General features: G+C 72.6%; 26 protein-coding genes. 10 read left to right on the forward strand and 16 right to left on the reverse strand.

Annotation, left to right across the window (positions count from 1 at the left end; translation table 11 throughout):
* Positions 1 to 56: 56 nt before the first annotated feature.
* On the reverse strand, positions 57 to 1,178 hold the full coding sequence (gene galK, locus ACQPYE_RS13000) for a galactokinase (protein WP_498721366.1): 1,122 nt from the start codon (positions 1,176 to 1,178) through the stop codon (positions 57 to 59).
* Positions 1,175 to 2,176 carry a LacI family DNA-binding transcriptional regulator gene (locus ACQPYE_RS13005; RefSeq protein WP_498721367.1) on the reverse strand — a complete coding sequence of 334 codons (1,002 nt, stop codon included), beginning with the start codon at positions 2,174 to 2,176 and terminating at the stop codon, positions 1,175 to 1,177. The genes galK and ACQPYE_RS13005 overlap by 4 nt, the downstream gene beginning before the upstream one ends.
* 213 nt (positions 2,177 to 2,389) lie before the next feature.
* Here ACQPYE_RS13005 and ACQPYE_RS13010 point away from each other — a divergent pair, with 213 nt between their 5' ends.
* Positions 2,390 to 5,113 carry an AbfB domain-containing protein gene (locus ACQPYE_RS13010; protein WP_498721368.1) on the forward strand — a complete coding sequence of 908 codons (2,724 nt, stop codon included), beginning with the start codon at positions 2,390 to 2,392 and terminating at the stop codon, positions 5,111 to 5,113.
* 52 nt (positions 5,114 to 5,165) lie between these two features.
* Complete coding sequence (locus ACQPYE_RS13015; RefSeq protein ID WP_498721369.1) at positions 5,166 to 5,462, forward strand: hypothetical protein; 297 nt, start codon at positions 5,166 to 5,168, stop codon at positions 5,460 to 5,462.
* Here ACQPYE_RS13015 and ACQPYE_RS13020 read toward each other — a convergent pair.
* The gene (locus ACQPYE_RS13020; protein ID WP_498721370.1) at positions 5,402 to 5,980 is read right to left on the reverse strand and encodes a hypothetical protein; all 579 of its coding nucleotides are present in this window, start codon (positions 5,978 to 5,980) and stop codon (positions 5,402 to 5,404) included. The genes ACQPYE_RS13015 and ACQPYE_RS13020 overlap by 61 nt on opposite strands.
* Before the next feature lie 431 nt (positions 5,981 to 6,411).
* On the opposite strand from ACQPYE_RS13020, the gene ACQPYE_RS13025 reads away from it, so the two are divergent.
* Together ACQPYE_RS13025 and ACQPYE_RS13030 are read left to right on the forward strand one after the other, a co-directional pair.
* On the forward strand, positions 6,412 to 7,485 hold the full coding sequence (locus ACQPYE_RS13025; protein WP_498721371.1) for a sensor histidine kinase: 1,074 nt from the start codon (positions 6,412 to 6,414) through the stop codon (positions 7,483 to 7,485).
* A gap of 51 nt (positions 7,486 to 7,536) precedes the next feature.
* Positions 7,537 to 8,160, forward strand: a complete 624-nt coding sequence (locus ACQPYE_RS13030) for a response regulator (protein ID WP_498721372.1) — start codon at positions 7,537 to 7,539, stop codon at positions 8,158 to 8,160.
* Between the two features lie 4 nt (positions 8,161 to 8,164).
* Here ACQPYE_RS13030 and ACQPYE_RS13035 read toward each other — a convergent pair whose 3' ends face one another.
* Positions 8,165 to 9,400, reverse strand: coding sequence for a S8 family peptidase (locus ACQPYE_RS13035; RefSeq protein WP_498721373.1), 1,236 nt, complete (start codon positions 9,398 to 9,400; stop codon positions 8,165 to 8,167).
* A 260-nt stretch (positions 9,401 to 9,660) separates the two neighbouring features.
* Between ACQPYE_RS13035 and ACQPYE_RS13040 the strand changes: the two genes are divergently transcribed.
* On the forward strand, positions 9,661 to 11,490 hold the full coding sequence (locus tag ACQPYE_RS13040; protein WP_498721374.1) for a DNA/RNA non-specific endonuclease: 1,830 nt from the start codon (positions 9,661 to 9,663) through the stop codon (positions 11,488 to 11,490).
* Positions 11,491 to 11,556: 66 nt separating this feature from the next.
* Here ACQPYE_RS13040 and ACQPYE_RS13045 read toward each other — a convergent pair whose 3' ends face one another.
* The gene (locus ACQPYE_RS13045; protein WP_498721375.1) at positions 11,557 to 12,153 is read right to left on the reverse strand and encodes a CGNR zinc finger domain-containing protein; all 597 of its coding nucleotides are present in this window, start codon (positions 12,151 to 12,153) and stop codon (positions 11,557 to 11,559) included.
* An 85-nt stretch (positions 12,154 to 12,238) separates the two neighbouring features.
* On the opposite strand from ACQPYE_RS13045, the gene ACQPYE_RS13050 reads away from it, so the two are divergent.
* Complete coding sequence (locus tag ACQPYE_RS13050) at positions 12,239 to 13,021, forward strand: MBL fold metallo-hydrolase (RefSeq protein ID WP_498721376.1); 783 nt, start codon at positions 12,239 to 12,241, stop codon at positions 13,019 to 13,021.
* An 84-nt stretch (positions 13,022 to 13,105) separates the two neighbouring features.
* Here the strand turns inward: ACQPYE_RS13050 and ACQPYE_RS13055 are convergent, their stop codons facing one another.
* From ACQPYE_RS13055 to rpmB, 5 genes are all read right to left on the reverse strand, one after another.
* Positions 13,106 to 14,119: a TerC/Alx family metal homeostasis membrane protein gene (locus tag ACQPYE_RS13055; RefSeq protein ID WP_498721377.1), complete on the reverse strand. Its 1,014-nt coding sequence runs from the start codon at positions 14,117 to 14,119 to the stop codon at positions 13,106 to 13,108.
* Positions 14,120 to 14,345: 226 nt separating this feature from the next.
* The gene (gene rpsR, locus ACQPYE_RS13060; protein WP_498721378.1) at positions 14,346 to 14,579 is read right to left on the reverse strand and encodes a 30S ribosomal protein S18; all 234 of its coding nucleotides are present in this window, start codon (positions 14,577 to 14,579) and stop codon (positions 14,346 to 14,348) included.
* A gap of 5 nt (positions 14,580 to 14,584) precedes the next feature.
* A complete protein-coding gene (gene rpsN / locus ACQPYE_RS13065; RefSeq protein WP_498721379.1) occupies positions 14,585 to 14,881 on the reverse strand; it encodes a 30S ribosomal protein S14 in 297 nt (98 codons plus the stop codon).
* On the reverse strand, positions 14,881 to 15,048 hold the full coding sequence (gene rpmG, locus ACQPYE_RS13070) for a 50S ribosomal protein L33 (protein ID WP_053715063.1): 168 nt from the start codon (positions 15,046 to 15,048) through the stop codon (positions 14,881 to 14,883). The genes rpsN and rpmG overlap by 1 nt, the downstream gene beginning before the upstream one ends.
* A complete protein-coding gene (gene rpmB / locus ACQPYE_RS13075; RefSeq protein ID WP_498721380.1) occupies positions 15,048 to 15,287 on the reverse strand; it encodes a 50S ribosomal protein L28 in 240 nt (79 codons plus the stop codon). Before rpmB ends, rpmG begins: the two co-directional genes overlap by 1 nt.
* 49 nt (positions 15,288 to 15,336) lie before the next feature.
* Here rpmB and mrf point away from each other — a divergent pair, with 49 nt between their 5' ends.
* Genes mrf through rpmF form a run of 3 tightly spaced genes read left to right on the forward strand, consistent with a single transcriptional unit; the run spans position 15,337 to position 16,840 of the window.
* Entirely contained in the window at positions 15,337 to 16,431 is a 1,095-nt protein-coding gene (gene mrf, locus ACQPYE_RS13080) for a ribosome hibernation factor-recruiting GTPase MRF (protein WP_498721381.1), read from the forward strand.
* Complete coding sequence (locus tag ACQPYE_RS13085; RefSeq protein WP_498721382.1) at positions 16,428 to 16,679, forward strand: type B 50S ribosomal protein L31; 252 nt, start codon at positions 16,428 to 16,430, stop codon at positions 16,677 to 16,679. Before mrf ends, ACQPYE_RS13085 begins: the two co-directional genes overlap by 4 nt.
* Positions 16,679 to 16,840 carry a 50S ribosomal protein L32 gene (gene rpmF, locus ACQPYE_RS13090; protein ID WP_447007879.1) on the forward strand — a complete coding sequence of 54 codons (162 nt, stop codon included), beginning with the start codon at positions 16,679 to 16,681 and terminating at the stop codon, positions 16,838 to 16,840. Before ACQPYE_RS13085 ends, rpmF begins: the two co-directional genes overlap by 1 nt.
* A gap of 4 nt (positions 16,841 to 16,844) precedes the next feature.
* Here the strand turns inward: rpmF and ACQPYE_RS13095 are convergent, their stop codons facing one another.
* Entirely contained in the window at positions 16,845 to 17,678 is an 834-nt protein-coding gene (locus ACQPYE_RS13095; RefSeq protein ID WP_498721383.1) for a siderophore-interacting protein, read from the reverse strand.
* A 42-nt stretch (positions 17,679 to 17,720) separates the two neighbouring features.
* A complete protein-coding gene (locus tag ACQPYE_RS13100) occupies positions 17,721 to 18,812 on the reverse strand; it encodes an S-(hydroxymethyl)mycothiol dehydrogenase (protein ID WP_498721384.1) in 1,092 nt (363 codons plus the stop codon).
* Positions 18,813 to 19,083: 271 nt separating this feature from the next.
* Here ACQPYE_RS13100 and ACQPYE_RS13105 point away from each other — a divergent pair, with 271 nt between their 5' ends.
* On the forward strand, positions 19,084 to 20,313 hold the full coding sequence (locus tag ACQPYE_RS13105) for an MFS transporter (RefSeq protein WP_498721385.1): 1,230 nt from the start codon (positions 19,084 to 19,086) through the stop codon (positions 20,311 to 20,313).
* 49 nt (positions 20,314 to 20,362) lie between these two features.
* Here ACQPYE_RS13105 and ACQPYE_RS13110 read toward each other — a convergent pair whose 3' ends face one another.
* The 4 genes from ACQPYE_RS13110 to ACQPYE_RS13125 are packed head-to-tail and all read right to left on the reverse strand — an operon-like array spanning position 20,363 to position 24,579.
* Positions 20,363 to 20,812 carry a hypothetical protein gene (locus ACQPYE_RS13110; protein WP_498721386.1) on the reverse strand — a complete coding sequence of 150 codons (450 nt, stop codon included), beginning with the start codon at positions 20,810 to 20,812 and terminating at the stop codon, positions 20,363 to 20,365.
* Positions 20,805 to 22,022: an MFS transporter gene (locus ACQPYE_RS13115; protein WP_498721387.1), complete on the reverse strand. Its 1,218-nt coding sequence runs from the start codon at positions 22,020 to 22,022 to the stop codon at positions 20,805 to 20,807. The genes ACQPYE_RS13110 and ACQPYE_RS13115 overlap by 8 nt, the downstream gene beginning before the upstream one ends.
* Positions 22,022 to 23,266, reverse strand: a complete 1,245-nt coding sequence (locus ACQPYE_RS13120) for an ATP-grasp domain-containing protein (protein WP_498721388.1) — start codon at positions 23,264 to 23,266, stop codon at positions 22,022 to 22,024. Before ACQPYE_RS13120 ends, ACQPYE_RS13115 begins: the two co-directional genes overlap by 1 nt.
* Positions 23,263 to 24,579 (reverse strand): cation:proton antiporter, encoded by a 1,317-nt coding sequence (locus ACQPYE_RS13125; RefSeq protein ID WP_498721389.1) that lies wholly within the window; start codon positions 24,577 to 24,579, stop codon positions 23,263 to 23,265. Before ACQPYE_RS13125 ends, ACQPYE_RS13120 begins: the two co-directional genes overlap by 4 nt.
* Between the last annotated feature and the right edge of the window lie 11 nt (positions 24,580 to 24,590).

Consider the following 24,590-nt stretch of genomic DNA (forward strand, 5'->3'; position numbering starts at 1 on the left):
TCGAGGATTCCCATCACGCGGGACAGCTCCGGCCGGGATCTCTCCGCCCGCTCTTCTCACACCGCCGGGACGCCGTCCGCCCGCCGCGCCCCGGCCGCCGCCACCGCGGTCCAGCACTCCGGCTCCCCGAACCCGTGCCCGGCGAACGCCGCCCGCACCGCCGCCGTGCACGCCTCCACGGCCGTCTCCGCCACCAGCGCGATCACGCAGCCGCCGAACCCGCCACCGGTCATCCGGGCACCCGCCGCGCCCGCCGCCAGCAGCGCCCGCACCGCGACGTCCAGCTCCGGCACGGTCACCTCGTAGTCGTCGCGCAACGACCCGTGCGACTCGGTCAACAACGGCCCGATCTCCGGGATCCGGCCGGCGCGCAGCAGGTCCGCGACCCGCGCCACCCGCTCGTTCTCCGTCACCACGTGCCGCACCCGCCGCGCGAGGCGGTCCGGCAGGTCCTGCTCCGCGCCGGTCAGGTCGCGCAGCGCGGGCACGCCCAGCAGCTCCGCCGCGCGGTGGCAGTCCCGCCGCCGCGCCGCGTACTCCCCGTCCACCAGCCGGTGCGGCGCCTTCGTGTCCACGACCAGCAGCGCGAGCCCGGCCGGCGCGAGGTCGAACGGGATGTGCTCGACCGCCATCGAGCGCGTGTCGAGCAGCAACGCGTGCCGCTCCCGCGCCAGCAGCGACGCCGACTGGTCCATGATCCCGCACGGCATGCCGACGAACTCGTTCTCCGCCCGCTGCGCGATCCGGGCGAGCTCGCGGCGGTCCAACCCGACACCGGACAGCTCGGTCACCGCCAACGCGGTCGCGCTCTCCAACGCCGCCGACGACGACAACCCCGCGCCCAACGGCACCCGGCCGTCCACGAGCAGGCCGAACCCGCCGATCGGGTGCCCCTCGTCGCGCAACGCCCACACCACGCCCGCCACGTAGGCCGCCCAGCCGGTGACCGCGCCCGGGACGAGGTCGACCACCCGCACCTCGGTCACGCCGTGCGCCTGGCGCGAGGACACGCGGAGCACCCCGTCGTCCCGCCGGGCCGCGGTGATCCGCACGACGTGCGGCAGCGCGATCGGCAGCACGAAACCGCCGTTGTAGTCGGTGTGCTCGCCGATCAGGTTGATCCGGCCCGGCGCCTCGAAGACCCCGTCCCGCGTCGTGGAGATTCCGTCCCGCGTCATGCGCCACCCCTCGTGCTTTCCCTGACCTCGAGCGAGAACGGCGTCCGCACGTGCTCCGGCGGCCGTGCCGGGTCGTCGACGCGCCGCCGCAGCAGGTCGACCGCGACCCGGGCGATCGCGGCCTTGTCCGGCGCGACCGTGGTCAGCGACGGCAGGCTGTACGCGCCTTCCTCGGTGTTGTCGAACCCGACCACCGCCACGTCGGCGGGCACCCGCACGCCGCGTTCGGCCGCCGCCCGCACCGCGCCCACGGCCAGCAGGTCGTTGAAGCAGAACACCGCGTCCGGTGGCTCGGCGGCGGACAGCAGCCGGGCCATCGCCTCCGCGCCGTCCCGGCGGTGGTAGTTCACCGCGGTCGCGACCAGGTCGTCGCGCACCGGCAGTCCGGCGTCGGCGAGGGCCTCGCGGTAGCCCGCCAGGCGTTGCGCCGCCGTGCCCCGGTGGGGGTGCGCGCCGATGGCCGCGATCCGGGTCCGGCCGAGGCCGACCAGGTGCGCCACGGCCACCCGGGCCGCCTCCACGTTGTCGATGCCGACGTGGTCGATCGGCAGGTCCACCGAGTGCTCGCCGAGCATCACCACCGGTATGCCGGGCGCCAGCTCGCCGAAGTCGCGCGCCTGCAGCGACTCCGGGCTGACGATCGCGCCGTCGATCATGTGCGGGCCGAGCGAGGCCAGCGTGTCCCGCTCACCCTCGCGGGTGCCGAGGGTCTGCTCGATCAGCACGTTCCACTCCCGCTCCTGCGCCGCGCCGAGCACCAGGCCGGCCAGCTCCGCGAAGTACGGCACGACCAGTTCCGGCAGCACGAGGGCCACGAAACCGGTCCGGCCGCGGCGCAGGTTGCGCGCGCCGAGGTTGGGCCGGTAGCCGGTCGCGGTGAGCGCCTCCTCGACCCGGCGGCGGTTCTCCGGCTTCACGAACGCGTAGCCGTTGACCACGTTCGACACCGTCTTCACCGACACGCCGGCCAGCGCGGCGACGTCCTTGAGCGTGGCCAAGCGGTGCCTCCGATGGGGGTGCGGGTCGGGCGTCGGCGTCGGTTCTCGGGAACGACCGGGATCGTAGCCGGCCGATCAGCCGCTTTACAACGTTGTATCAACGATGTAAGAACGGCAAGTGACCCAGGTCACGAGCACCCGCGTCACGAGCACCCGCGTCACCCGCACCACGAGCACCCACGTCACCAGCACCCTGCCGATCGTGGAGCCACCATGCGCAAGCTGTTGTCCGGCCTGACCGGACTGCTGGTCCTCAGCACCCTCCTCGTCGCCCTGCCCACCACCGCCGGCGCGGCGGTCTGGCAGCCCAAACCGGCGCCGCTCACCACCCCGTGGACGGGGCAGGTGTCGCCGACCAACGCGTTGCCCGAGTACCCGCGCCCCCAGCTGGTCCGGTCGGACTGGCTCAACCTCAACGGCGTGTGGGAGTTCGCCGGCGCGCCGAACCTGTCCTCGCCGCCCTTCGGCCGCACGCTCGCCGAAGGCGTCCTGGTGCCCTACCCGATCGAGTCCGCGCTGTCGGGCATCAAGCGGCACGAGGACCACATGTTCTACCGCCGCTCCTTCACCACGCCGGCCGGGTGGACCGGCCGCCGGGTGAAGCTGAACTTCGGCGCGGTCACCTGGGAGACCCGCGTCTGGGTCAACGGCGTCAGCGTGGGCGTCCACACCGGCGGGTTCGACGCCTTCTCGTTCGACGTCACCGACGCCCTGCGCGCCGGCGCGAACGAGGTGGTCGTCGGCGTGCGGTCGACCGTGGACGGCAGCCAGCACCCGATCGGCAAGCAGCGCCGCACCCCGGGCGGCATCTTCTACACCGCGGCGTCCGGCATCTGGCAGACGGTGTGGCTGGAACCGGTCGCGGCCAACCACATCACCCGCCTGGACACCACGCCGGACGTGCCGGCGGGCGTGCTCGACCTCGTCGTGCAGGGCACGGCCGGCCAGCCGGTGCGCGCCGAGGTGCTCTCCGGCGGCCAGGTCGTCGGCACGGCGACCGGCACGGTGGGCGGCCACCTGCGCGTGCCCGTGCCCAACGCACGGCTGTGGTCGCCGGACGACCCGTTCCTCTACGACCTCCGGGTCACCCTGGGCGGCGACGTCGTCACCGGCTACTTCGGCATGAGGTCGCTGGGCAAGGCGGTGGTCGGCGGCGTGATGCGACCGCTGCTCAACGGCAAGTTCGTGTTCCAGCTCGGCACCCTCGACCAGGGCTACTGGCCCGACGGCATCTACACCGCGCCCACCGACGCCGCGCTGCGGTTCGACCTGGAGCGGCAGAAGGCGCTCGGCTTCAACATGGTGCGCAAGCACATCAAGGTCGAACCCGCCCGCTGGTTCTACCACGCCGACCGGCTCGGGCTGATGGTGTGGCAGGACATGCCGTCGTTGGACGCGGTGGACGAGGTGCCCAACGGGCACACCCACTTCGAGTCCGAGCTGCGGCGGATCGTCGACCAGCTCAAGGGCATCACGTCGATCGTGCAGTGGGTGCCGTTCAACGAGGGCTGGGGCGAGTACGACGCCGGCCGGATCGTGAACCTGGTCCGGTCGATCGACAACACCCGGCTGATCAACCACAACTCGGGTTCGAACTGCTGCGTCTCCGACCCCGACCCGGGCAACGGCGACGTCATCGACGACCACGCCTACCAGATGTCGAGCGCGACCCGGCCGCCCGACGCCAACCGGGTCGCGGTGCTGGGCGAGTTCGGCGGGCTGGGCCGGCGGGTCGTCGGCCACGAGTGGCAGCCGGGCGCCGGTTTCGCGTACGGCGACCTGTACCCGGACGAGGCGTCGTTGACCGGGCGGTACGTGGAGATCACCAAGGAGGTCGGCCGGTTCGTGCACGCGCGCGGGCTGTCGGCTTCGGTGTACACCGAGCCGTACGACGTGGAGAACGAGGTCAACGGCTTCTACACCTACGACCGCCAGGTGCTGAAGGTGTCCGAGGCGCGGGTGCGGGAGGTCAACCAGCGGGTGCTCGCGCTGGCAGGCGGCAGCGAGGTCGGTCGTGGGGAGGCGATCTCGCTGCGGGTGACGACGGCCGGTTTCACCAACCGGCACCTGCGGCACCGGGACGGCCTGGCGCGCACCGACGTGATCTCCGACGACCTGGGCCGGCTGGACGCCACGTTCTGGGCCAGGCCCGGGCTGGCGGACGCGGCGTGCCTGTCGTTCGAGTCGCGCAACCTCCCGGGGCGCTTCCTGCGGCACTCCGCGTCGCGGGTGCGGTCGGACGCCAACGACGGAACGGCGGCGTTCGCCTCGGACGCCACGTTCTGCGCGCGCGCCGGGGCGGGCGGGACCGTCCTGGAGTCGCGCAACCTGCCCGGTCAGTTCGTCCGGCACTACCAGGAGGGCGTCTACCTGGCCCGGCCCGGCGGGACGAACCCGTGGGACGGCGCGGCGAGCTTCGCGGCGGACACCACGTGGGCGGCGGTCGTGCCGCTCTGGCGCAGCGGCGCGGACCTGCCGCTGGACCAGGCGCGGTCGTTCCGGGTGACGACGGCCGGTTTCACCAACCGGTACCTGCGGCACCAGGACGGTGTGGCCCGGACCGACGTGGTGGACGCCGGCAGCCCGGCGTTGGCGAGGGGTGACGCGACGTTCGTCGTGCGGCGTGGCCTGTCGGACCCGTCGTGCTACTCGTTCGAGTCGCGCAACGCGCCGGGCCAGTACCTGCGGCACGCGGCGTTCCGGGTCCGGTTGGGCGCGTCGGACGGCAGCGACCTGTTCCGGCGGGACGCGACGTTCTGCGCCCAGCCCGGCGTCGGCGGCGTGCGGCTGGCGTCGGTGAACGAGTTGGGCGCGAGCGTCCGGCACTACGCGGAGGAGGTGTGGGTGGCGGTGAACGGCGGCGCCCACGCGTACGACAGCACGACGTCGTACGACGCGGACGTGAGCTGGGCCGTGGCCGCGCCGTTGGCCCCGTAGCCCTTCCGGTCCTTTGTGGACCCGCACGGTGGTGCTGCTACCGTGCGGGTCCATGAAGGGGTTCGCCGTGCTCGGCACGGTGCTGCTGTGCGTCTTCGCGCCGATCGCCATGGTGTACGGGCTGATGGCGTTCACCCCGACGGGTAGTTGCGACTACCCGGTGTCGGGTGTTTGTTCGTACGGGCGGGTGCCGATGATCGTGGCGGCGGGCGGCACCGCGCTGGTGTGGGCGGGGTCGGCGGTGCTGACGTGGGCGGGCACCCGCGGTCGGCCTCGGGTGTACGTGCCCTACGCGGCGCTCGCGGTGATCGTGGGGCTGCTGGTCGTGGCCGGGCGGCTGGCCGGGTAGACCGAGCGGGCGAGCCAGATCAGCGCGCCGCCGACGACGACGTGCAGGGCGCTGGTGAGCGGCGAGTCGGGCAGGCGCGTGGCGAAGGTGAAGACCGGCAGGGCGATGGCGTAGGTCCACACCGGGACGGGCGGGTGGACGCGGCTCTTGATCATGCTGATCGCGAAGACCACGGTGCCGAGGGCGAAGACCAGGGCGCTGCCGGACAGCACGGCGACGGTCGACGCGGCGAGCCGGGGCTGGTCCAGGGGAAAGACCACGATGTTCACCGCGTAGGCCGCCGCGCCGAACAGCCCGAGGCCGATGAGGTTCATCGCGTAGCCGGCGGTGCCCAGGGTGGTGCGGGGTTGGGTGAGGTGGAGGGCCGTGATGAGCGGCGCGGCGAGGGCGGGGGACAGGCCGAGCACCAGGCTGGTGGCGGTGGTCTCGCCGGTGAACGCCTCGATCGCCCCGGGAAGGGCGATGAAGAGCCCCGCGAGCGTGCCGCAGAGGGTGCCGAATCGCAGCAGGAACGTCATGGGTGGGGACGTTATCGACGCAGGTCAGGCCAGTGCGAGTGTCGACCGGCTATACTCGGGGGTGCCGATCGGCACGTGCCGCCGGACCGCCACGATCGAGTGATTCCTCAAGCCCGATCAAAGATAACGGCGTTTCGGGAGCCCAGAAACGTCGGTTGAACAACGAGGCCGCCCTCAACCACCGAAGCCTGCCCCCGACCGGCCCCCGGCACCTCCGGCCCGAGGCAGTGGGCACCGGGCAACGGGTGACAGGTGGGGCAGCGGCAACGGATATCGAGCCGCACCGCCGCACCGCCGCACCGCCGCACCGCCGCACCGCCGCACCGCCGCACCGCCACGTCCCCCGGCGGCTCTGAGGCTTCGCGCTTCCCACCCTGAGACGCCCCGGCACTTGCCCTGGGGTCCGGGGTATGCGACGTAGCCTGCCGGGTGTGCGTCCTCAGTCGTGGTTGTCGCCCCTGCTGTGCGGGGTGGTGTTGGTGGTCGGCGGGTATGCGGGCCTGGCCGGGCTCGGGGAGACGCGGTGGTGGCCGTTCGTCGGCGGTCTCGTCGCGCTCGTGCTGGTCGATGCGTTCGGGGCTCGGCACGGGGCGTTCGGGGTGCGGCACCCGGTGGTCGGGGCGGGGAGGTCGGCGTTGGGGTGGCGGGGCAGGGCGGCTGCCGTGCTCGTGGTCCAGGGTGGGTTGGTGGTGGTGATCGCCTTCGCCGACGGGTCGGGGATGGCGAGGGTGTTGTTCTTGCTGGTGCCGTTCGGCGCGTACTTCGCGTTCGGGCGGGTGGTGGCGGTCGGGGTCGGGGTGGGGACGGCCGGTTTCCTCGTGGTCGCGTTCCAGGCGACGGTGCCGGGGTGGACGCGGTCGGTGGAGCACGTGTCCGACTTGGTGATGTTCGGGATCGGGCTCGTGCTGGCGTTGGCGATGGCGGAGCTGTCGGCGGTCGCCGAGAGGCATCGGGTGGTGAGGGACGTGCACGACGGGATCGGGCACCACCTGACCGCCGTGTCCGTGCTGCTGGAGAAGGCGGCGGTCTTCCGGGAACGCGACCCGGTGGTGGCGGATCACGCGGTCGAGGACGCGCGGGAGTCGGCGAGGCGGGCGTTGCAGGACGTGCGCACGTCCGTCCGGGCACTGCGCGAACCCTTCCGGTTGGCGGAGTCGTTGGCGCGGCTGGCCACCGGGGTGGGGGTGACCGTCACCTGCACGGGTGACGAATCCCGTTACGCTCCCGGCACCCTGCTGGCGCTCTACCGGGCGGCGCAGGAAGGGATCACCAACGCGATGCGCCACGCCGCCGGCTCGGACGTCACCGTGACCGTGCACTGCGGACCCCGGCTGGCGCGGTTGGTCGTCGCCGACGACGGACCCGGCTTCCCGGCGGACCGGGAGGGGTTCGGGTTGCGCGGGGTCCGTGAGCGGATCGGGGTGGTCGGCGGATCGGTGGAGGTGGAGGTGGAGGTGGACCGCGGTCCGGGCACCCGGCTGACGGTGGTCGTGCCGAGAAGGTGAGGAAGCCGGTGGCGGTGAAGAGGGGGACGGTGTGAGGAAGAGGGGGACGGTGTGAGCGACGTGCGCGTGGTGGTGGTGGACGACCAGCAGCTCATCCGCGAGAGCATCGCCGCCCTGCTCGACGTCCAGCCGGGCATCACGGTCGTCGGCACGGCCGGGGACGGGCAGGCCGCGGTCGAGGTGGTCGCCGCGACAGACCCGGACGTCGTGCTGATGGACGTGCGGATGCCGGTGCTGGACGGTCTCGACGCGTTGGCCGAGCTGCGCCGCCGCGACGAGCGGGCCAGGGTGGTCATGTTGACCACGTTCGACGACGAGGGCTACGTGGTCCGGGCGCTGAAGGCCGGTGCGAGCGGTTACCTGCTGAAGGACCGGCCCGCCGCCGAGCTGGCGGCGGCGGTGCGGCTCGCGCACTCCGGGGTGGTGCAGTTCGACCCGGCGGCGGCGGCCCGGTTGGCGTCCGCGCTGGGCGCCGAGCGGCCCGACGGCCTCACCGAACGTGAAGTGGACGTGCTGCGGCTCGTGGCCGCCGGCCGCACGAATCGCGAGATCGCCCGCAACCTGCACCTCAGCGAGGGCACGGTGAAGAACCACGTCTCCCGCATCCTCGGACGGCTCGGCCTGCGTGATCGCACGCAGGCCGCCGTCTACGCCCGCGACCGGGGCCTCCGGTAGACCCCTACACCGGGATCATGCCCATGAACAGCAACAGGTTCGGCGATCCCGCGCCGGGATTGGTGATCACGCCCGGGGTGGCGTTGGCCCGCAGCGCCTCGGCCACGGCCACGGCCGAGTCACCCGGGAACCGGTGCCGCCACAGCGCCGCCACGCCCGCCGCGTGCGCGGAAGCCGTGGAACCGCTGATGGTCGAGTACGCGGTGTCCGAGGTGCCCCACGCCGACGTGATGTTCACGCCCGGCGCCCACACGTCGATGCACGTGCCGTAGTTGGAGAAGCTCGCCTTCGCGTCGTTGGCGTCCGTCGCGCCGACGGTGGTGGCCAGCGGGGTGCTGCCGGGCGAGTAGGAGCACGCGTTGGCGTTCGAGCCGCCGGACACCACCGAGTAGTGCACGTTCGCGTTGATCGACCGGGTGATGGCGTCGTTGAACGCCTGGTTCGCCGTGCCGCCGAGCGTCATCAGCGCGACCGCCGGCCGGCCGCTCGCCGCCGCGTCCTGCGTCGCCCAGTCGATGCCCGCGATGATCTGCGAGTACGAGCCCGAGCCCTGGCAGTTCAGCACCCGCACGGACACCAGGGTCACGTCCTTCGCCACGCCGGTGGTCCGGCCGCCGACCGTGCCCGCCATGTGCGTGCCGTGGCCGTTGCAGTCGTTGCCGGGCGGGGTGACGCCGCCGACGGTGTCCAGCCCGGGCACGGCCGCGCCGTCGAACTCCTGGTGCGTGTACCGGATGCCGGTGCCGAAGACGTACGCCCGGACGGTGGACGCGGTGTTCGGGTGGAAGTACTTCCGGTCCAGCGGCAGGGAGCGCTGGTCGATCCGGTCCAGGCCCCAGGACGGCGGGTCCGGTTGGACCACGAGGTCCTGCGCGGTGACGTCCGGCGCGGCCGGGTCCCGGGCGTCGAGCCCGACGCGCGCGTCCTGGGCGATGTAGGCGACGCGGGGGTCGGCGGCGAGCCGACCGACCTCCGCAGTGCTCGCGCGCACCGCGAACCCGGGCAGGACCGTCCGGTAGGTGAACGTGACGTTCGGCGCGGCGGACCGGGCGGCGGCCAGGTCCTCGTGCCGCTTCAGCACCACGATGTAGCTGCCGGCCACGGCGTGCGCCCGGTCGGCGTACAGCACGGGGGCGGTGTCCGGCGCAGGACCGGAGTGCGGCGCGGGACCGGCGTGCGCGGTCGGGGTGACGAGACCGGCCAGCAGCGCGCTCGCCACCGTCACGTGTCTGATCTTCACGGCTCCTCCAACAGGCAGGGTTTCGTCGGGGAACGTGCTCGTCCTTGAACCACAGCACGTGCACAGGAGCGGCGACAGGTCCGATCAGAGTTCAACGATCAGTCGTCCGATGGTCAACTTTCAGCCTTCTCGGGGGTGCAGACTGCATTCGGTGGTCAGACGTTGGACTGAATGGGTGAACGCGACCGGGTCGAGCTAACACCGGATCGGGGGACGTCGACAGCAAGGCCACCGGCGCGCACACACAGGGGGTTGCGCTCATGGTCAAGAAGAAGAACGTTCTGCTGGCGTCGCTGAGGCGGTTCGTGCGCGCCAAGGGCGCCGGCTACCTGCGCGACCCGAACGTGTCCTCGATCGGCATCGGCCACAAGGTGGTCGACGGCAAGCCGACGGACGAGATCGCCATCCAGTTCACCGTCCGGCAGAAGGTCGCCGAACCCGAGGCGTTGCGCGCGCTCGGCACCGTGCCGCTGCCCGCGACGATCGAGGTGGACGGCGTGCCCGTGCCCACCGACGTGCTGCAACGCGACTACCGGGTCGACTTCCACGTGGTGGGGGAGACGGTCGGCGACGTGCGCAAGACGCGCGTCGACCCGGTGGTGCCGGGCGTGAGCCTGGGGCACGTCCGGGTCTCCGCGGGCACGTTCGGCTGCGTCGTCTACGACCGGGTCGACGGCACCCCGTACGTGCTGAGCAACTGGCACGTCCTGCACGGCCCGAACGGCGCGCTGGGCGAGGACGTGGTGCAGCCCGGCGTGCACGACGACAACCGCACCGACCGCAACCGGCTCGGCCGGCTCGTCCGGTCGCACCTCGGCGCCGCGGGGGACTGCGCCGTCGCCACCATCGAGGACCGGCGGTTCGAGGCGGAGATCCTCGACCTCGGCGTGCGCGTGGACCGGCTCGGCGAGCCGGAGCTGGGCGACAAGGTCGTCAAGAGCGGTCGGACGACCGGCGTGACGCACGGCGTGGTCCGGCGCGTCGACACCCTCGTCAAGATCGACTACGGCCCCGGCGTCGGCGAGCGGCAGATCGGCTGCTTCGAGATCGGGCCGGACCCGGCGCGGCCCGCCGCCGACGGCGAGATCAGCATGGGCGGCGACTCCGGCTCCGCGTGGGTGTTCAAGACGGCCAACGGCAAGACCGGCAAGACCCTGGCGGGCCTGCACTTCGCGGGCGAGTCCGGTGACAGCCCCGACGAGCACGCGCTGGCGTGCCTGCCCGGCTCGGTGTTCGAGAAGCTGGACATCACGCTGACCCCGCCGGGGAAGGTGGAGGCGGCGGCGCTGGTCGGGTTCGACGAGAACTTCCTCGGCACGCCGGTGGGCGTGCCGGAGCTCGGCGAGGCGGCGCGGGCCGACGCGGTCGAGCTGAACGGGTCCGTGGTGGTCGACTACACCCACTTCTCGTTGGCGCAGAGCAAGTCGCGGCGGTTCGCGTTCTGGGTGGCGTGGAACATCGACGGCGGCGACCTGAGGTCGATCAGCCGCACCGGCATCCCGTTCGTGCTCGACCCGCGGCTGCCGGCGCGGTTCCAGGTGGGCGACGAGCTGTACCGGGGCAACCGGCTCGACCGCGGCCACCTGGCCCGGCGCGCCGACCTGCTGTGGGGGCCGGAGTCGGTGGCGCGCAAGGCGAACGAGGACTCGTTCTTCTTCACCAACATCACGCCCCAGATGGACGACTTCAACCAGAGCATGCGGCAGGGGCTGTGGGGCCGGCTGGAGGACGCGGTGATGTCCGACGTGGACGTCGACGACCTCCGGGTGAGCGTCTACGGCGGCCCGGTGTTCCGGCCCGACGACCGCGTGTTCCGGGGCGTGGCGCTGCCGCGGGAGTACTGGAAGGTCATCGCGTTCACCTCGGCGGGCACGCTGAAGGCGCGGGCGTTCGTGCTGACCCAGAACCTGAACCAGATGGAATCGCTGGAACTGGACGAGTTCCGGGTGTTCCAGGTGCGGTTGGGCGAGGTCGAGGAGCGCGGCGGCTTCACGTTCCCCACGGCGCTGACGGCGGCGGACACCCTCGTCGTGCCGGAGTCGCTGGCCGAGCGCGCACCGCTGGAGGCGTTGAGCGACATCCAGTGGTGAGCCCTCCGGAGCCCGGCTGGAGTGCCCGGCCCACGGGCGGCGTGGGATGCCGCGCCGCCCGCCCGGTCAGCTCGCCTTCAGACCGCGTCGGGCGTAGGCGCGGGCAGCGCGGGCGCGGTCGCCGCAGCGGGTGGAGCACCAGTGGCGGCGACCGTGGCGCAGCAGGTAGCGGGTGCACGGGGTCGAGCCGCAGTGGGTGAGGCGGTCGGCGTCGGGTGAGGTGAGGAGGTCGGCGGCGTTGGCGGCGAGCGTCGCGAGCGCGCGGTCGAGGATCTCGTTGGTGGGGCACGGGGTCGCGCGGTAGGGGCCGGTCCGCTCGTCCCACCGCAGCAGGGCGGCCGTCGGCGCCTTGCTCAGCGCGTCGTTGACGGCGGACAGGGCGGTCGGCAGGGCCGGCGCCCCGGCGACGCGGGCGGCGAACAGCGACTTGATGTTCTCGCGCAACGAGCGCAGCTGCGACGCGCACATCTCCCGCACCCCGGCGTCGGCCGGCGCGAGGCCGCGGTCGAAGAGCCACCGGTTCGCGCCCTCGGGCGTGCCGAGGAGGTCGGCGAACTGCCCGCCGGGCAGCGCGACGGCGCTGTTGACGAAGTCGACGGCCAGGTAGTCGTCCGCGCCGGGGGCGGGCGGCGGCACAGCGTCGTCGGCCGGGGCGTCCTTCATGGGTCTCATGGTACGAGTTGTGTTCTTCCGTGAGAAGCGGCTACCTTCCCTCACGGATAACCCTCTGATCATCCGTGAGGTTCTGATGACCGGCACCACCGGTGAACGGCTCGCCGTCCGCGTCTTCGGCGGCCCGACCGCCCTGTTCGAGTACGGCGGGCTGCGCTTCCTGACCGACCCCACGTTCGACGCGCCCGGCGACTACCCGGTGCCGCGGGGCAAGCTGACCAAGACCGCGCCCTCCGCCGCCGCGCCGGCCGACCTGGGCCTCGTCGACGTGGTCCTGCTCTCCCACGACGAGCACCCGGACAACCTCGACCACGCCGGCCGGGCGCTGCTCGCCGACGTCCCGCTCACCCTCACCACGCCCGGTGGCGGGCAGCGGTTGGGGGAGGGGGCCAGGGGGCTCGCCGACTGGGAGTCGGTCGACCTCGACCGCCCCGACGGCGGCACGGTCACGGTGACCGGGGTGCCCGCCATCCACGGCCCGCTGGCCCGGGCCGAGGTCGAACCGGTCACCGGCCAGGTCGTCGGCTTCGTGCTGACCGGTGACGGCCTGCCCGCGGTCTACGTCAGCGGCGACAACGCCTCGCTCGACGCGGTGCGGCAGGTCGCCGAGCGCTTCGGCCCGGTGGACACCGCCATCCTGTTCGCCGGCGCGCCCCGCTTCCCGGTCCTCTTCGACGGCGCGGTGATCGTCCTCGACAGCGCGCAGGCCGCCGAGGCCGCCGGGATCCTCGGCGCGCGCCAGGTGGTGCCGGTCCACTACGACAGCTGGTCCCACTTCACCGAGGGCCGTGACGACCTGGTGGCCGCGTTCGCCGCCGCCGGGCTGGCCGACCGCCTGGACTTGGGCTCGCGGGGCTGACCTGGGCGGGCGGGGGTCGACCGGGTCGATCCCACCCGCGCCGGTTCGACCGTCCGCGCCGGACGGTCGAACCGGAGGTGGTGGTCAGCCCGGCGGCGCGGGGGCCTGCTCGTCGTCGGCACGTCGCCGGGAGCGCAGGCTGGTGACCGTGACCACGGCGAGCACGCCGATGATCACCACCAGCGAGACCGGGGTGGGGATCTCCGGCACGCCCGGCCAGATGCCGTGCGCCCAGTGCAGCACCAGCTTCGCCCCGATGAACGCCAGGATGATCGCCAGCCCGTGGTTGAGGTGGACGAGCTTGGCCAGCGCGGAGTGCAGCACGAAGTACAGGGCGCGCAGGCCGAGCAGGGCGAACGCGTTCGTGGCGAACACCAGGTAGGGGTCGTCGGTGATGCCGTAGACCGCGGGCACCGAGTCGACGGCGAACACCACGTCGGTGGCGAAGACCGCGACCACCACGACCGCCAGCGGCGTGAGCGCGCGTCGGCCGTGCTCACGCACGGTCAGGCGGGTGCCGCGGTAGTCGTCGGTGACCGGCATCAGCCGCCGCAGCAGCCGCACCGACCGCATCCGCGAGACGTCGCGCTCGGCGGCGGGCCCGCTGACCGCGTCGTGGAGCAGCTTCACCGCCGAGGCGACCAGGACCAGCCCGAACACCAGGAACGCCCACGTGCCCGCCGACAGCATCGCCGCGCCGGCCGCGATGAACGCGCCACGCAGCACCAGCGCGCCGACGATGCCGTAGAGCAGCACGCGCTGCTGCACGGCGGTGGGGACCGCGAAGGCCGCGAGCAGCAGCATGAACACGAACAGGTTGTCCACCGACAGGGACTTCTCGACCACGAACCCGGTCATGAACTCCAGCGCCCGGTCGCCGCCGGCGGCGTGCCACAGCCAGAGCCCGAACAGCAGCGGCAGCGTGAGGTAGAACACCGACCACCCCGCCGCTTCCCGCATCGACACCTCGTGCGGGCGGCGGGTGACCACGAAGTCGGCGACCAGCAGCGCGACCAGGACGGCGATGCTGGTCAACCACAGGCCGGGTGACCCGACGGAGTCGGCGGGGCTCGCCGAAGCGACGACGTGCACAGGCATCAAGGCTCCTCGAACGTTGCGGTTCGAGGTCTCCTTCACCCTGACGGGCGGCCCGCCGGGGACATCTCTCGGGATGTCCGTACTGACCGGTCGAACGCTTGGGAAGTACTCCCCTCAGCGCCCAGTATCCGGTACCGCGTCCGAAGAGTAAAGCGATGGTCAAATGATGGGCGGGCCGCCGGCCCCGGCGACGGCGCACCGGCCCCGGCGACGGCGGCCCGCCCGGTCACCGTCCCTGGCTGGGGTAGGGGAGCAGGGCCATCTCGCGCGCGTTCTTGATGGCGGTGGCGACCTGTCGTTGCTGCTGCGGCGTGAGGCCGGTGACGCGGCGGGAGCGGATCTTGCCGCGGTCGGAGATGAACTTGCGCAACAGGGCCGCGTCCTTCCAGTCCACCTCGGTGATGCCCTCCTTGGCGAGCAGGTTCACCCGGCGCTTCGGCGTGCGTTCGACCTTGGGCACCCGGCTCACCAGCTCGACTTGTGGACGCCGGGCAGCTCGCCGCGGTGCGCCATCTCGCGCAGTCGGATGCGGGACAGGCCGAACGCGCGGTTGAACGCCCTGGGGCGGCCGTCCACGGCGTCACGGTTGCGCAGCCGCGTGGGGCTGGCGTCGCGCGGCAGCTTCTGCAACGCCCGCAGGGCCTCGTCGCGCCGCTCGGGGTCGAGCCGGATGATCTCCTTCAGCTCCGCGCGCCGCTCGGCGTAGCGGGCGACGACCTCGCGCCGCTGCCGGTCCTTGGCGATCTTGGACTTCTTGGCCATCAGCGCTCCTCCTTGAAGTCGACGTGGCGGCGCACGACGGGGTCGAACTTGCGCAGCACGAGCCGGTCGGGGTCGTTGCGGCGGTTCTTGCGGGTGACGTAGGTGTAACCCGTGCCCGCGGTCGACCTCATCTTGATGATCGGCCGCACGTCGGTGGACTTCGCCATCAGACCTTCACCCCCTGGCGGCGCAGCTCGGCCACCACGGCCTCGACGCCGCGCTTGTCGACGGTCTTGATGCCCTTGGTCGACAGGTTCAGCACGACGTGCCGGTTCTCCGAGGGCAGCCAGTACCGGCGGCGCTGGGTGTTGGGCAGCCAGCGCCGCGACGTGCGTCGGTTCGAGTGCGAGACCTGCTTGCCGAAGCCCGGTTTCCGGCCGGTCAGCCGGCAGTGGCGCGAGGACACACGACCTCCTGAATTGAAATGACAATCGTTTCCAGTTACCGTACCCCACATGGGAACCGAGGTGGTACTGGTGGCCGGGCTCGCGCACCACGACGTCGCCGACGAGGTCTGGCGGGCCTCGCCGGGGTCGGTGCTGGTCCGCCACGACCTGAGCGGCTTGGCCGAGGGCGTGGTGCGCCGCTGGGTCGACGGGCGGCTGACCGTGCTGGAGTTGGCGCACGGGTGCGTCTCGTGCACGCTGCGCCTGGACCTGCTGCCGCTGCTGGAACGCCTGGCCGGCCGCGTGGTCGTGCACCTGGACCCGGCGCTGGAGCCGGAGGCCGTCTGCTTCGCCCTGCGGGGGCTCGACATCCGGGTCGAGGCCGTGATCACGGTGGTCGACCGGACCACGTGGCTGACCGACGCGACCGGGGACGTCACGATGGCCGAACGCGGCCTGGCCGCGGCGGCGGCCGACGAGCGCACCGTGGCGCAGGTCGTGGTGGGGCAGGCCGAGTTCGCCGACGCGCTGGTGATGACGGGCGTCGGCGGTGGCGCGGTGCTGGACGCCGTGCTCGACCGCCTGTCACCGCTCGCGCCGCGCCACGACCTGGGCACGCTGGACGTGCCCGCCCTCCTCGCCGCGATCCCGCCCGGCGCGCGGCGAGGGCGCGTCGACGACGGTTTCGGGCCGTTGCTGCGCGGTCAGCCGCCGCTGGACCCGGCGCACGGCGCGTCCGTCGTCCACTTCACGGCCCGGCGACCGTTTCACCCGATGCGGTTGCACCACGCCCTGGACGTGCTGCTCGACGGCGTCGTGCGCACCCGCGGCCGGTTCTGGGTCGCGAGTCAGCCGGACGTCGCGCTGTGGCTGGAGTCCGCCGGCGGCGCGCTGAACGTCGGCACGCTCGGCCCGTGGCTCGCCGCGGTGGCGGACTGGTCCGAAGTGGACGCCGAGCGCCGGGCGTCGGCGGCGGCCCGCTGGGACGCAGAGCACGGCGACCGGTCGCAGGAACTGGTGGTGATCACCGCTTCCGCCGCGCCGGACGAGATCACGAGGGCGCTGCGCGAGGCGCTGGTGACCGACGAGGAGTCGGCGTTGGCCGACGAACTGGAGTTCGTCGACCCGTTCGCCGAGTGGCACGACCAGATGGAGGAGCTGTGAAGCAGGGCATCCACCCCGACTACCACCCGGTGGTCTTCCAGGACCAGGCGACGGGCAAGGCGTTCCTGACCCGGTCCACGGCCACGTCGTCCAAGACCGTCGAGTGGGAGGACGGCAACACCTACCCGTTGATCACCGTCGACATCACCTCGGACTCGCACCCGTTCTGGACGGGCGCCCAGCGGGTCATGGACACCGCCGGCCGGGTGGAGAAGTTCAACCGCCGCTACGGGAAGAGGGCCCGCTGATGGCCGTGCCGAAGCGCAAGATGTCGCGCAGCAACACCCGCCACCGCCGCTCGCGGTGGAAGGCCGAGGTGCCCCAGCTGGTGCCCGTCACCACCCTGGACGGCCGCAAGCTGACCGTGCCGCGCCGACTGGTGGCCGCCTACCGGCGCGGCCTGCTGTGACCGGTCACGTCCGGGCCGCCCCGAGCTTCCAGTAGCCGCTGAACACCACCGAGCGGCGGTCCACCCCGCGTTCCTTCACCAGGTGCCGGCGGACGGTGGTGGCCAGCGTCGACTCGCCGCACACCCAGGCGTAGTCCGGCGCGGGGGAGGGCAGGTCGGTCACCGCGCGGAGCAGGTGCGAGCCGGGGGCGTCGGTCCCGCGGTAGAGCCAGGTGACGGGCGCGTCGACGGCCACCCGGTGGTCCTCGTCGGGGACCTCGGCGAAGATCCGGGCGTCCGCGGGCACGCCCGACTCCAGGATCGCGCACAGGGCGGGCAGCGCGGTCTCATCGGCGGCCAGCAGGACCGCGCCGGTCGAAGGCGGGCGGTAGCCGGAGTTGCCCGCGCGGAAGCCCACGGACTGGCCCACCGCGGCCCGGGTGGCCCAGCGGGTGCCCGGGCCCGCGTCGCCGTGCAGGACGAAGTCCACGTCGATCTCGGTCAGCTCGGGCCGGTGCGCGCGGACCGTGTACCAGCGCAGGTCCGGCTGGTCCTCGGCGGGCAGGGCGCGGATCGCGGTGCGGACGTTGACGCGGTCCGCGCTCGGCATCGTCAACGGGCGTCCGGGCGGTGGCATCAGCAGGCCGAAGCACTCGTCCGGGCCGGTCACCCGGTACTCGGCGAACTCCGGCGCCCGGAACGTCACCCGGCGCAGGTGCGGGGCGAGGTCCGCGACCGCCGCGACCGCCATGGCGAACTGGTCGAACACGTCGCGCTGGTTGGGGGTCGCCGTGATCAGGCCGGCGGCCTTGGTGAGCACCTTCAGCTGCAACTGGTCCAACGTCGAGTACCGGGGCATGCAGGTTAGGCTAACCTAAACCGATCGTCAGGCGAAGGCCCGTCAGTCGAAGACCACGACGCTGCGCAGCACGTCCCCCGAGCGGATGGCGGCGAACGCCCGCTCCACGTCGGCCACGCCGATGCGCTCGGTGACGAAGTGGTCCAGGGGCAGGCGGCCCTGCAGGTGCAGGTCGACCAGCGGCGCGAAGTCGCGGGACGGGAGGCAGTCGCCGTACCAGCTCGTGCGGTAGGTGCCGTTGCGCAGGAACGTGTCCAGCAGCGGCATCTCCAGGCGCATCCCGGAGTCCGGGCGCGCCACCAGCACGAACGTCCCGCCGAGGGCCCGCGAGTAGAACGCCTGCCGCCACGTCTCGGGCGTGCCGGCGGCGTCGATCACCACGTCCGCGCCGAGGTCGTCGGTCAGGGCGCGGATGGCGGACACCACGTCCGGGGTCTGGCGGGCGTCGACCACGTCCGTCGCGCCCAGCGCGCGGGCGTGGCACAGCTTCCGCTCGTCGAGGTCCACCGCGATGATCGTGGTGGCGCCGGCGAGCTTCGCGCCCGCGACGGCCGCGCAGCCGACACCGCCCACGCCGATCACGGCGACCGTGTCGCCGGTGGTGACGCCGCCGGTGTTCATCGCCGCGCCCAGGCCGGACATGACCCCGCACCCCAGGAGGGCGGCGACGGCCGGGTCCGCCTTGGGCGACACGGGGGTGCACTGGCCGGCGTGCACGAGCGTCAGCTCGGTGAACGCGCCGATGCCCAACGCCGGTTGCAGCGGCGTGCCGTCGGTGAGGGTCATCCTGGTCGACGCGGTGAGGTCGTCCACGCAGGCCTCGGGTCTGCCCCGGCGGCACGCGCGGCAGCGACCGCAGACCGCGCGCCAGTTCAGCACCACGAAGTCGCCGGGCTCCACGTGGTGGACGCCGGGGCCGACCTGCTCGACGACGCCGGACGCCTCGTGGCCCAGCAGGTACGGGAAGGCGTCGCCGATCACGCCGTCGCGGTAGTGCAGGTCGGTGTGGCAGACGCCGGAGGCCAGGACGCGGACGGTCGCCTCGCCGGGGCCGGGATCGGGCACGACGATCTCGTGGCTGCGGACCGGTTCGCCCTTGCCGGTGGCGACCACTGCGTTGACGATCCTCGACATCTCCCGAGCCTCCACGTCGACCGGCCTCGTGACGGGCAACAGGATAGGCGTGCCGTCGCGTGCGACCGGCGCAGCGGGCATACCCCCGGTCGGGGTCATCGGGATTTCCTATGAGTCCGCGTCAGGTCACCGTCGATCGTCCCGCGCGGTTGGTCCGTTCGGCGCAACGCGCGATAGGTGAAGAGGTGTTTTCGCTGCACACGGCGCGTGGCAGCATGAACGGGCCCGGCGGACGGCTACCGCGAGGCGGATCTGGAGAACAATGAGCACCGTGCCGAAAGTCGCGTCCGGCATCACCGCGTTCGCGGTGTTCGCGACCACCGTCAGCTTCGTCATCTCGATGGCGGGCTCGTCGATGAAGTCCACCGTCCAGGTGTTGTTCCTGCCGATCGCGGACGACTTCGACGTCAGTCGCGGCACGCTCGCGGTCGGCACGACGCTGTTCGCCGTGGTGACGGCGCTCGCGTCGTCGGCGGTGGGCCACCTGGCCGACCGGATCGGCGCGGTGCCGGTGCTGGCGATCGGCGCGGGCATCACCGGCGTGGTGCTGGTGGTCTGCGCGCTGGCGGAGGACATCTGGGTGTTCATCCCCACCTACGGGGTGCTCGGCGCGGTCGGCTGCACGATGCTGTCGTTCGTGCCGCTGGGCGTGCTGGCCGACCAGCTGTTCCAGGGCCGCAACGCCGGTTTCCTGTACGCGGTGCTGACCAACGGCGCGGCGGTCGGGTTCATGGTGCTGGTGCCACTGTGGACGTTCCTGGGCACGGTCACGTCGTGGCAGCAGATCCTGCTGGGCGTCGGCGTGGTGTTCCTGGTCGTCATGCTGCCGCTGTCGTTGCTGCTGGTGCGCTACTCGAACCGCAACGCCACGCCGACCACACCCGCCGAGCACGGCTTCTGGGCCGGCATCCGCCTGGCGTTGGCGGACAAGCGGGTGCGCGGCCTCATCCTGCCGTTCTTCGCGTGCGGCACCACGATGGCGTTCATCGACGTGCACCTGTTCCCGCACATGCACGACCACGGGGTCGCGCCGGTGACCAGCTCGGTGGCGTTCGTGCTGCTGGGCGGGCTGGAGATCGTCGGCTCGCTGGTGGCGGGCCGGTTGTGCGACAAGGGGTTGATCCGGGCCACGCTGATCGGCGGCTACGCGCTGCGGGCCGTGTCGATGATGATCGCGCCGTTCTTCGCCGCCGAGTTCACCGTGCTGGTGTTCGGCGCGCTGTTCGGCGCCAGCTACCTGGTCACGGTCGTCGCCACCACGATGTGGATCGCGAAGATCCTGCCGCGCGGGCGCAAGGGCACGGCGATCGGCGTGCTGTGGGCGCTGCACATGGTCGCCGTCGCGGTGGGCAGCCAGCTCGGCGCCGTCCTGGCCGACGCGGCGGGCAGCTACCTGCCGGTCATCCTGGTCAGCGTCGTGCTCACGCTCGGCGCGATCGTCCTGGTGGCGTTGCAGCCCGACCCGGACGCCGTCGACGCCGGGGAACCCGTCGCGGCCTGAGCACACGGGAAAGCCCCCGTCCTCGATCGGGACGGGGGCTTCGCACGCGTCACGCCGAGCGCGTGATGTCCATGTACCAGTTGGTCTCCCACGTCTGACCGCCGTCGGCCGACATGGCCTGCTCCCACCGCGCCGAGTCACCGGTGACGCGGTGCCAGCGGAAGCGGATGCGGACGGGTGTGCCGTCCTGCACCTCGTCGCCGTGGAACGTGCCGACGCCGTCGGCGAAGGAGCCGAACAGCGGCGGGAAGAACACCCCCGAGTCGCTGCTCGCCCAGTTCAACGACCAGCGGCCGGTGGCGGCGTCGAACAGCCGCACGGTGAGGCCGGACGTGCCGTCGGGGAACGTGATCTCGTCCACGTTCCCCGCGCCGCCGAAGATCGGGCGCACGTCCGAGGTGGAGGTGAACTCCTCCCAGTCGTCGCTGCCCACCAGCCGTCGGCGCAGCCTGCGGTTGTGGATCGACCAGCGACCGGTGAGGAAGTCGAAGTCACCCACCGGCCGGCACCTCCGCGCGGTTGCGGATGGACACGTACCCGGCGACGGCCGCCGCCAGCCCGAACACCGCCAGCACCGGCCAGGCGCCGTGGCCCAGCTGGAGGAACAGGAAACCGCCGAGGATCGGGCCGACGGCCGCGCCCAGCCCGTAGACGAACTGGAAGCTGCCGATGTAGCGGCCCTTCAGGTGAGCGGGACCGGCCATGCCGGGGTAGGCGAACACCACGGGGCCGCCGATGATCTCGCCCAGCGTCCACACCAGCGTGCCCGCGACGATCACCGCCGGGCCCAGCGGCAGCGCGTACACCGCGACACCGATGCCGACCAGCGCGTAGGCGACGCCGACGACCAGCTTGGGCCGCATGTGCTGGGTCTTCTTGGTGACCACCAGCTCGAACAGGATGACCGCGCCGCCGTTCAACGCGACCGCCAGCGTGTACCAGAAGATCGGCACACCGGAGGCCAGGACGTCCAGCGGCAGCGTCGACAGGTACTGCACGTAGACCACGGCGTTGAAGAACGTCGCCGCCAGGTACAGCAGGTAGCGGCGGTCGCGCAGCACGTCGGTGTAGCTGCCGGCGGGCGCCTCGGCGGCCGCGCCCTTCTCGCCCGTCTTCGCGGGCAGCACGCGGAACGCGACCACCGCGTACGCCGCCGCGACCACCGCCTCGCCCCAGAACAGCAGCGTGTAGTCGTCACCGCCGAGCTGGTAGAGGCCGAAGCCGATCAGCGGCGCGGCGGTCGTGCCCAGGTTCAGCCCGAACCGGTACATGGCGAACACCATGACCTGCCGGTCGTCGGGCGTGAGCTCGGACAGCAGGGTGGCCGACGCGGGCCGGTAGATCTGGGAGACCGCGCCGAGCAGGGCCACCGCCGCGATGAGCAGCGCGTAGTCGGGCAGGTAGAGCAGCGCGGCGGTGAGCAGCGCGGCCCCGCCCATGCTGAGCACGGTGGAGTTGCGCGCGCCCAGCCGGTCGGCCAGCGCGCCGCCGACGAGGACGCCGACGACGTTGCCGACGCCGTAGACGCCCAGGGCCGTGGCCGCCTGGCCGGCCGAGTAGCCCTGGGAGGTGAGGAACAGCACCAGGAAGATGTTGAGGAACCCACCGACCTTGTTGACGAACACGCCCGCCAGCACGGCCTTCACGGCCGGCGGCGATTCGACGAACGTCTTCCAGATGCCTTGGTCGGTGCTTTTCGCGGTGGTCATCAGGCGCTCTTCACGTCCAGCGCGGCCTCGGCCGCGTCGAGTCGGGTGGTGACTTCTTCGCGAGAGTCACCGGTGGCGATGGCGAAGGCGATGCGGCCCCAGACCGTGCCCTTGGGCGGCGGCGAGACGACGGCGCCCGGTTGCGCGACGGTGACGACGCGGTCGATGCCCTCGGGCAGCCTGGCGGGGTCGAACGCCAGCGAGCCGAGCGTGGTGTCCTCCTCCTCGACGTAGAAGAAGCGGATGCCGGCCACGCGGTCGTGCGCGTGCGCGACGTCCACCTCGCCGCCGGTGGCCGCGCCCGCCGCGACCAGACCGGGGTCCACGCCCGTGGCGAGCAGGCCCAGGTAGGGGATCATGTCGCCGCCCAGGCGGCCGTTGACCTCGATGACCTTGGGGCCCTCGTCGGTCAGCATGTACTCGGCGTGCGTGATGCCGTCGGTGAAGCCCAGCGCCTTGTGCGTCCGCTGGGCCACGTCGAGCAGCACGTCGTCGGTCAGCAGCGGGTCGGCGGCGTCCACGAAGTGGCCGACCTCCTCGGCGTACGGGTGGTAGCCGACGACCTTGCGGCCGACGAACAGCGGCGTCACGACGCCGTCGCGCACCACCGAGTCGACGCTGATCTCCTCACCCGACACGAACTCCTCGACCAGGATCGGCTGGTCGGTGTCGAACACCACCGGTTCCGGGCCGCGCGCCGCCTCGGTGAACGCGAAGTTCGCGCGCACCTCGTGCTCGTCGTGCACCTTGATCACGCCGAGGCTCGCGCCGAGGCCGCGCGGCTTGAGGATGGCCGGGTACCCGACCTCCGCCGCCGCCGCGACCGCCTCGTCCACCGTCTTGACGGGGATCGACCGGGGTTGCGGCACGCCCGACGCCTTGAGCGCCGCCCGCGTGCCGCCCTTGTCGCGCAGGCGCCAGATCACGTCCGGGTCGCCGTTGCGCAGGCCCAGGGCCCGCGCGACGAACGCCGTGGCGTGGATGCGCACCTCGTCCCAGCACAGCACGCCGGAGAACGGCGTCCCGGCGTGGATCTCGGCCGCCGCGGCGGCCATGGCCGGCCCGTCGGTGGTCGAGGGCAGCACGGTCCAGCCGGACACGTACTCCTTCTCCCACTCGGGCTCCGCGGTCAGGAACAGGTGCACCCGGTACTCCGCGCTGATCGAGCGCAGCAGGTACTCGCGGTACAACCGCATTCCGGTCGCGACCACGAGCAGCAGGGGCCGCTGGTCGGTCTTGCTCATCGGGGCTCCACTCTCGATAGGACTTCCACACCGCCGAACGCCTTCTCGCGCTCGCGTTCCTCGTCGGTCACGGCGATCCGCCGTGCCGCGTACCGCAACGTCGGCGGCGCCATCAGCGACGTCACGACCGACACCAGCACCACGACCGTGTAAGCCTCGGTCGACAGCACCTCCAGCCGCAGGCCGACCAGCGCCACGATCACGCCGATGACACCGCGCGCGTTGAGCCCCGCGCCGAGCGCGAGACCCTCCCAGTGGGTGAGCCGGGCCAGCCGCGCGCCCGCGTAGGCGCCGGCGAACTTGCCGACCACGGCCAGCACCAGCACGGCCAGCGCCGTGCCGAGCACCGCCGGGTGCCGCAGGGCCGTGAGGTCCATCCGCAGCCCCGCCGTCGCGAAGAACAGCGGCGCCAGGACGCCCATCACGAACGTCCGCAGCGCGGTCAACGGCTGCCGGGCGACACCGCCGACCGACGAGATGACCAAGCCGCACACGAACGCCCCCAGCACCGGCTCGAGGTCCAAGGCGTGCGTGCCGGCGGCGGACGCTATCACCAGCAGCACGACCACCGCCACGGTCACCCCGGGATCGCCGGAGCGCTCCGCGAGCCGCAACGCGCCGCGCGCGGCGGGCCGCAGCGCGACCAGGGCGAGGACGAGCACCAGCGCCAGCGCGCCCAGCGACCACGCCACGTGACCGGCGGTCAGCCCGGAGGCGGCCATCCCGGACACCACGGCCAGCAGCGACCAGCCGACCACGTCGTCCACGGCGGCGGCGGTGACGGTGAGCTGCCCGATGTCGCGGTGCAGCAGGTTCATCTCCAGCAGCACCTTGGCGATCACCGGGATGGCGCTCACGCACACCGCCACACCCAGGAACAGGGCGAAGACCGGCCGGTCCGCCGCCGGGCCGAGCATGGCGGCGGGTAAGAGGAACCCGGCGCCGACGCCGAGCGCCAGCGGCAGGAGCAGCCCTCCCGCGCCGACCCAGGTGGCGGCCCGGCGCTGCCGGCGGGCCAGGCCGAGGTCGAGGTGCATGCCGGTGAACCCCACCAGCAGCAGCACCCCGAACTGGCCGACCGCGTCGAGCAGGTGCAGTTGGGTGGGGTTGTCGAACACCGGGGCGAACGTGCCGAGCAGCGACGGCCCGAGGACGACGCCGGACGCCAGCTCGCCGACGACGGCGGGCATCCCGAGGCGGACGGCGAGCCGCCCGAGCAGGAGCGCCATGCCCAGCAGCACGGCGACTTGGAGGAGGAACATGAGCAGCGGGTGCGCGCCGAGCGTGCTCGGCGGCGCGGCGGACAGGACCACGGTGGGACCCC

Origin of the sequence: Actinosynnema sp. CA-299493 (genome assembly GCF_050946825.1) — a bacterium.
Lineage (GTDB): Bacteria > Actinomycetota > Actinomycetes > Mycobacteriales > Pseudonocardiaceae > Actinosynnema.